8 protein-coding genes are annotated in these 6,641 nt (G+C 44.4%); all 8 read left to right on the top strand.

Translation table 11 applies throughout. The features are described 5' to 3' along the window. Positions 1–520, top strand: a 520-nt coding sequence (locus tag VIP81_RS10750) for a glycosyltransferase (RefSeq protein ID WP_331959726.1), incomplete at its 5' end; no start/stop codon positions are given. A 117-nt stretch (positions 521–637) separates the two neighbouring features. Continuing rightward, positions 638–985: a gliding motility protein GldC gene (gene gldC / locus VIP81_RS10745; protein WP_331959723.1), complete on the top strand. Its 348-nt coding sequence runs from the start codon at positions 638–640 to the stop codon at positions 983–985. A gap of 18 nt (positions 986–1,003) precedes the next feature. Further along, on the top strand, positions 1,004–1,456 hold the full coding sequence (locus VIP81_RS10740) for a GatB/YqeY domain-containing protein (RefSeq protein ID WP_331959720.1): 453 nt from the start codon (positions 1,004–1,006) through the stop codon (positions 1,454–1,456). A gap of 98 nt (positions 1,457–1,554) precedes the next feature. Next, positions 1,555–2,097, top strand: coding sequence for a CvpA family protein (locus VIP81_RS10735; RefSeq protein ID WP_331959717.1), 543 nt, complete (start codon positions 1,555–1,557; stop codon positions 2,095–2,097). Between the two features lie 71 nt (positions 2,098–2,168). Then, positions 2,169–2,945: an alpha/beta hydrolase gene (locus VIP81_RS10730; RefSeq protein ID WP_331959714.1), complete on the top strand. Its 777-nt coding sequence runs from the start codon at positions 2,169–2,171 to the stop codon at positions 2,943–2,945. Between the two features lie 118 nt (positions 2,946–3,063). Further along, positions 3,064–3,723, top strand: a complete 660-nt coding sequence (locus VIP81_RS10725; RefSeq protein WP_331959711.1) for a CBS domain-containing protein — start codon at positions 3,064–3,066, stop codon at positions 3,721–3,723. A gap of 294 nt (positions 3,724–4,017) precedes the next feature. Further along, positions 4,018–5,430 (top strand): POTRA domain-containing protein, encoded by a 1,413-nt coding sequence (locus tag VIP81_RS10720; protein WP_331959708.1) that lies wholly within the window; start codon positions 4,018–4,020, stop codon positions 5,428–5,430. A gap of 134 nt (positions 5,431–5,564) precedes the next feature. Next, positions 5,565–6,455, top strand: coding sequence for an NAD kinase (locus VIP81_RS10715; RefSeq protein ID WP_331959705.1), 891 nt, complete (start codon positions 5,565–5,567; stop codon positions 6,453–6,455). Positions 6,456–6,641: the final 186 nt, after the last annotated feature.

Below are 6,641 nucleotides of genomic sequence, written 5' to 3'. Positions count from 1 at the left end.
CCTGGTAACCGGGAGTTTGCATCCACGGAATAATATTATTCCAGTGCTGAAAGCTTTTTCGGCATTGAAAAAGCGGCAGCGCAGCAACATTAAGCTGGTACTGGCGGGGAGTATTACTGCTGCCGGCGCCGATATTGCCGCGGCTTTGCAAAGTTATAAGTTCCGGCAGGATGTGGTGATGGTGGAAGCGGCAGATGAAGATACCCTGGCCCGGTTAACGGGTGGGGCTTACGCGCTCGTATATCCGTCGAGGTTTGAAGGACTGGCATTACCCATCTATGCAGCTCACCGTTGTGAGGTGCCGGTGATTGCACTGGATAGTGTGGCTGCCAGGGAAGCAGGTGGGGACACCGTGTTGTATGCAGATCCGGCGAGCCTGGACGACTTATCCGAAAAGATGAGCCTTTTATATAAAGATGAACAATTGCGTACCCGATTACTGGCCAAAGTGCCTCCCGTTAAGCCGTTTACCAGCTGGGAGCACGCTGCGGAGCAGTGGTGGGCACATTTAACTGCATAACAACAACGCTTTTTTTGCCCGCAACGGCTGGTTGCAGGCCGCCAAATTCCGGTATCCGGAAAACCGACGTCTGAAAATCAGCAAATGATGGCTAAATTTGCGCTTTAATTGATAATTATGAGTACGATATCTACTATAAAGATCCAGGTTGGACTGGACGATCAGAAGGTGCCCGAATCAATACAGTGGAGCGCTACAGATAATAAAGATGGACAAATGGTCAAAGCCAAAGGCATGATCGTATCTTTCTGGGATGCTGCTGAAAAGGCCGCCCTCCGCATTGACCTGTGGACAAAAGATATGATGGTGGATGAAATGGCAGATTTCTTTTTTCAGACCATGATGACCATGGCCGATACTTATGGAAGAGCCACCCCTTATAAAGATCAGGCGGATGAAATGCGTGCTTTTGCCAAGGATTTCTTCAAGAAATTCCAGGAAAAACAGGCTGCCGAAGAAAAATAATCCATTAAACCTTACCATATGTCATTAGAATTAAATATCAACGCAGAAATCAAAACTGCGATGTTGGGCAAGAAGGAAGCTGATCTGCGTGCACTGCGTGCTATCAAAGCGGCTATCCTGGTGGCTAAAACGGCCGAAGGAGCTAGTGGCGAACTGACAGAAGCAGACGAGTCAAAGATTTTGCAGAAGCTGGCCAAACAAAGAAAAGATTCCCTGGAAATTTTCCGTGCCCAGAACCGTGAAGACCTGGCAGTGAAAGAAGAAGAAGAACTGGTGATTATAGAACGTTTCCTGCCTAAACAAATGAGTGAGGCCGAATTACGTACAGCCATTACCGATATTATTGCCTCCACCGGCGCCAGCTCACCCGCTGATATGGGTAAAGTAATGGGCGCTGCCACCAAACAACTGGCCGGTAAAGCCGATGGGAAGGCTATTTCCGCGCTGGTAAAAGAACTGCTTAGCAAGTAATCTGAAAGGAGCCGGGCATTTTTTGATACGATGGGAAGAACCTGCCGGAAGGCCAACAACCGGTCTGCATCAAAAATTGCCCGTCCCATAGTTCTATCATGCCTATAGACATTATTTTTGCTATTATCATGGTGTTTGCCCTTTACAGGGGGTATACCCGTGGATTGATAGTAGCCTTGTTTTCGCTGGTAGCAGTTGTACTGGGACTGGCAGCCGCCTTGAAATTATCGGCGGTTACTGCTTTATATGTACAGCAGCATTGGGATATGCATTCCCGTTGGGTGCCTGTTCTTTGCTTCATCTGCCTGTTCCTGGGAGTGATCCTGCTGGTAAGGCTTGGAGCGGGGATGCTACAGAAGCTCGTAGAAATGGTGATGTTGGGTTGGTTGAATAAACTGGGAGGAATACTGTTGTATAGCGTTATATTTATAATAATTTATAGTGTAGTGTTGTGGATGGCCAATCAGGTATATTGGCTGAGCCCCGAAACAAAGCTGCAATCTGTTGTATATCCTTACATTGAGAATATTGGCCCGTGGGTGTTGGATCATATTGGGCAGGTGATCCCGGTTTTTAAGAATATGTTTGCCCAGCTACAGTCATTTTTCGAGACGGCAGCGCAGCATATTCAACCTGGATAACTCGTTTCAAAGATTATTTAGATTAATAAAAAGAATTATTTTAGCGTAAAATTGACTTTCAAGATTTGGCAATGGATTACGAAATCAAAACACAGGGTAAGTTTAATTTTATAGAAGAAGGAGAAGGAGAACCGCTGGTATTATTGCATGGACTTTTTGGTGCTTTGAGCAATTTCTCGCACATGATCGAATATTTCAGGCAATATAACAAGGTGGTGATCCCGATGCTACCCCTGTACGATATGAACATCCTGGAAACATCGGTAGGGGGACTGGCCAAATATGTGCATAAGTTTATTGAAACCAGGGGCTACAAAAATGTGCACCTGCTGGGCAATTCACTGGGAGGTCATGTGGCATTGGTATACCTGCTGAAACACCCCGAAGCATCTATTAAATCACTGACGCTGACTGGCAGTTCCGGCTTATTTGAAAACGGAATGGGCGAAACCTATCCTAAACGCGGTGACTATGAATATATCCGCAAAAAAGCAGAACTTACTTTTTACGATCCGAAGATTGCTACCAAAGAACTGGTAGACGAAATGTTCGAAATTGTGAACAACCGCCTGAAAGTGATTAAGATCATCACTCTGGCAAAATCCGCCATCCGCCACAATCTCGGCGATGAGCTACAAGATATCAAACAACCAACTTTACTGATCTGGGGAATGAACGATACCGTAACCCCCCCTATGGTCGGAGAAGAATTTAAAAAACTGATACCTAATTCTGAACTGCAGTTTATTGATAAATGCGGTCATGCTCCTATGATGGAAGTACCCGATGAATTCAACAAAATTCTGCATGCTTTCCTGGAGAAACTGAAGCATAATCCTGCCAGTTAAACCGGTATTTACCCAGTTACCGGATGACTGTACCAAATGGTGCAGTGACTTCGCGTACATGTAATTTCTTTTTCTGTTGGGATATTCTTTCCTATTATTGTGTAAGAATACGCTACACATGATTGCCAGAGAACTCATATCTTCAGTACCTGTTCTGCATCCTTCGGATACAGGAGCAAAGGCGCTGCGTTTGATGAACGAATATCATCTGACGCAACTACCAATGGTAGTGGATAGCAAATACCTGGCCCTGGTGGAGGAAGACGAGATCATGGACCTCGAAGATCCTGACGTACCCCTGGAATCTATGGAGTACGGCAGCACCCGCCCGGCTGTCATGGAATATGCTCATCTGTTTGAAGCGCTTAAACTTTTTTACGATTTCAAATTGTCTGCCCTTCCGGTGGTGACCAAAGAAAATGAATACCTCGGTATCATTACCAAAGACAACCTCCTGGCAGCTTTAGCAAGATATAACGGGGTAAAGGAACCCGGTGGTATCATCTCTTTTGAAGTGGATCCGCGCGACTATGCCCTCAGCGAAATCGCCCGCATCGCAGAATCAAATGATGTAACCCTGCTGAGTGTAAACACCATTACCAACCCTGTTACAGGTAAACTGGAAGTAATACTGAAGACAAACCGGCAGGAATTACAAGGACTGGTAGCTACTTTCGAAAGGTTTAACTACGTGATTAAATACATTTTCGCGGAAGAACCTGAAGAAGAATTGCTCAAGAAGAATTACGATCTGCTGATGAATTATATCAGCATGTAGTTTTTTTGTCTTTCCCAGGATTATACTGATTATACTGATTTCCCGGATTTCATTTTGTTAGATTTATAATGATTAGCGAAGATAAATGTAGGTATACCTGCATCTGTCTTCGCTAATCTTTTTTAAATCTTACAAAATCAAAAAAAACAAAATCCGGAAAATCAGTATAATCCTGGGCAAGATAATTCCGCTTAGCTCCTTCGCTCCAATGGCTTTTTGCTTTTCGCTTTATGCTTTCACCTTTTTATTATATTTGACCATTGTCAACATGGTTTAAAATTTCACATCACCTACATGCTGAGATGCTGTTACTACCTACTGGCCATGATCTGCCTGTTGGAAATCGTGTTACCGGGAATTGCCAAAGGACAGTCTGTGCCTGCAAAGGATAGCAGCTATCTGGTGGTTCGAACGATCATAGTCACGGGCAATAAGAAAACCCGCACGTCCGTCATCCTGCGCGAAATCAGCACCGTGCCGGGAGATACCATCTATCTTCACGACCTGGCTAATACCCTGGAAGAGCGGCGCAAACAACTGCTTAATACTTCCCTCTTTCTGAATGTTACTGCCAATATCAAAAACTGGAACGGCAATAATGCCGACCTGGTATTTGAGGTATGGGAACGCTGGTACACGTTCGCCTATCCTATTTTCAAACTGGCCGACCGCAACTTTAACCAGTGGTGGGTAGAAAAAAATCACAGCTTTGACAGGATAAATATAGGCGTAAGCGGTACCCAGGAGAATCTGACAGGGCGCAATGATGCCCTGAACGCAGCTTTGCAGTTCGGCTATACGCAACGCTTTGCCCTGCAGTATAATCTGCCTTATATCGATAAACATTTTCGTCATGGCCTGGGGATCCTCGCTTCCTATAAGCGTAACCGTGAGGTGAATGATAGCACCAGCGATAATAAACAACAGTTTTTCCGGAAAGATGAGTTTCTACGCCAGGTGTATGTGGTAGGACTCAACTACAGCTACCGCCGGGCAATTAATACACGACACCAGGTTTTTGTGAACTATAACTACGAAAAAGTAGCCGATTCGGTAGCCATCCTCAATCCCAATTACCTGGGAAAGGGCCGTACCAAAGTAAGCTTCCTCGATATTACCTACCGTATTACCTATATTAAAGCCGATAGCTGGGTATATCCTCTCAAAGGCTTTAACCTGGTGGCAGAAATAGGTAAAAGAGGATTAGGCCCCTGGGCCGATGTGAATGACGTTCATTTTCGGCTCAATATGGCCAGGTATTGGGAGCTGCGCCCCAAAACCTTTGCTGCACTTGGTATCCGCAGCCAGGCGAAGCTTACGAATGATCAGCCCTATATTAACCAGCAGGCATTGGGCTATGGCGATGATTACCTGCGGGGACTGGAATATTATGTGATAGATGGCACCAGCTTCGCTGTGCTTAAGTCTACGCTGCGCCAGGAATTATTGTCTTTCAAAGTCAAACTCCCTATCGTTCCTAAAAAATTTAATACCGTGCCAGTGCGTATCCTGGCTAAAGTCTTTGGTGACGCAGGATATGCTTATAGTAAGTTTCCGGGTAATGGCTTTCTGAATAACCGGATGTTGTACACAGCAGGTGTAGGTGTAGATATCGTTTCTTTCTATGATACCTGTCTCCGGATAGAGTACAGCTTTAATCAGTTAGGGCAAAAAGGACTATTTTTACACACGAGCGTGGATATGTGAGAATTACGAATTACGAATTACGAATTACGGATTTGTGGGTAGATATACGCGTTTACTGTCTACCCACAAATCCGTAATTCGTAATTCGTAATTCGTAATTTCCCCAGCGCTAATCACTTTAAAGAAACCGTTTAATGCAGGTAGCACTATATAGCAGGGGATTTATAACAGAAGATATTTCAAACATCCGGTTATTGCTGGAAGAATTGCAGCTGGCAGAAATTGAGGCCATTCTTTACGAGCCGTTTTACCGTACCCTCCAGCAACACATTCCCTTTGAGAGTATTCCTTTACTGTTTAGTTCTGCGGAAGATTTGCCTGGAAAAATTGACTTCCTGATGAGTCTTGGCGGCGATGGTACACTGTTGGATACCGTTTGCTATGTGCGGGACACCAATATCCCGGTGATTGGGATTAATTTTGGTCGTCTTGGCTTCCTGGCCAGTATTGGCAAAGAAGAAATTCATGCGTTGGTAAAAGCGTTGCTGAACCGTACCTATGTGGTAGATCAGCGGTCATTGTTGCACCTGGATGCGAATATTCCCTTATTCGGGGATGTACCTTATGCGCTCAATGAGTTTACTATCCACAAAAAGGATACTTCTGCCATGGTGAAGATCCACACTTACCTGAACGGTGAATTCCTGAATACTTACTGGGCAGATGGGCTGATAGTGGCTACGCCTACGGGTTCTACGGGATATTCCCTGAGTTGCGGAGGGCCTATTGTATTTCCGGATGCCGGTAATTTTGTGATTACACCGGTAGCGCCGCATAACCTGAATGTGAGACCTATTATTGTCCCCAACAATAACATTATTTCTTTTGAGGTGGAAGGTCGCAGTGATCAGTTCCTGTGTACCCTTGATAGTCGCATGGAAACCATTGATAATACCGTGCAGCTGGCCATCAAAAAAGAGGAGTTCAAGCTGAGTTTATTAAGGCTGGACGACAGCAATTTCCTGCACACATTGCGCAACAAATTATTGTGGGGTATTGATACGCGCAACACGATAAAAATATAGATTTATAAAATATATTGTTACATTTACCAATATATTGCCTGCTGATTGTAATATAAATTATGCCCGTGAAGAAAGGGGTCGTTTAAGCAGTAAGCATAATCATCAGCTATACATTAAATAAATCCGGCATTTTAGCGTTTAAGTAGAACTGATTTATGCTGAAACCTTTTCTATATCTAAAATATA

This window comes from Chitinophaga sp. (assembly GCF_036566945.1).
Taxonomy (GTDB): domain Bacteria; phylum Bacteroidota; class Bacteroidia; order Chitinophagales; family Chitinophagaceae; genus Chitinophaga.
The sequence above is the reverse complement of the archived record's forward strand: the minus strand, read 5'-3'. Positions and strand labels throughout refer to the sequence as shown.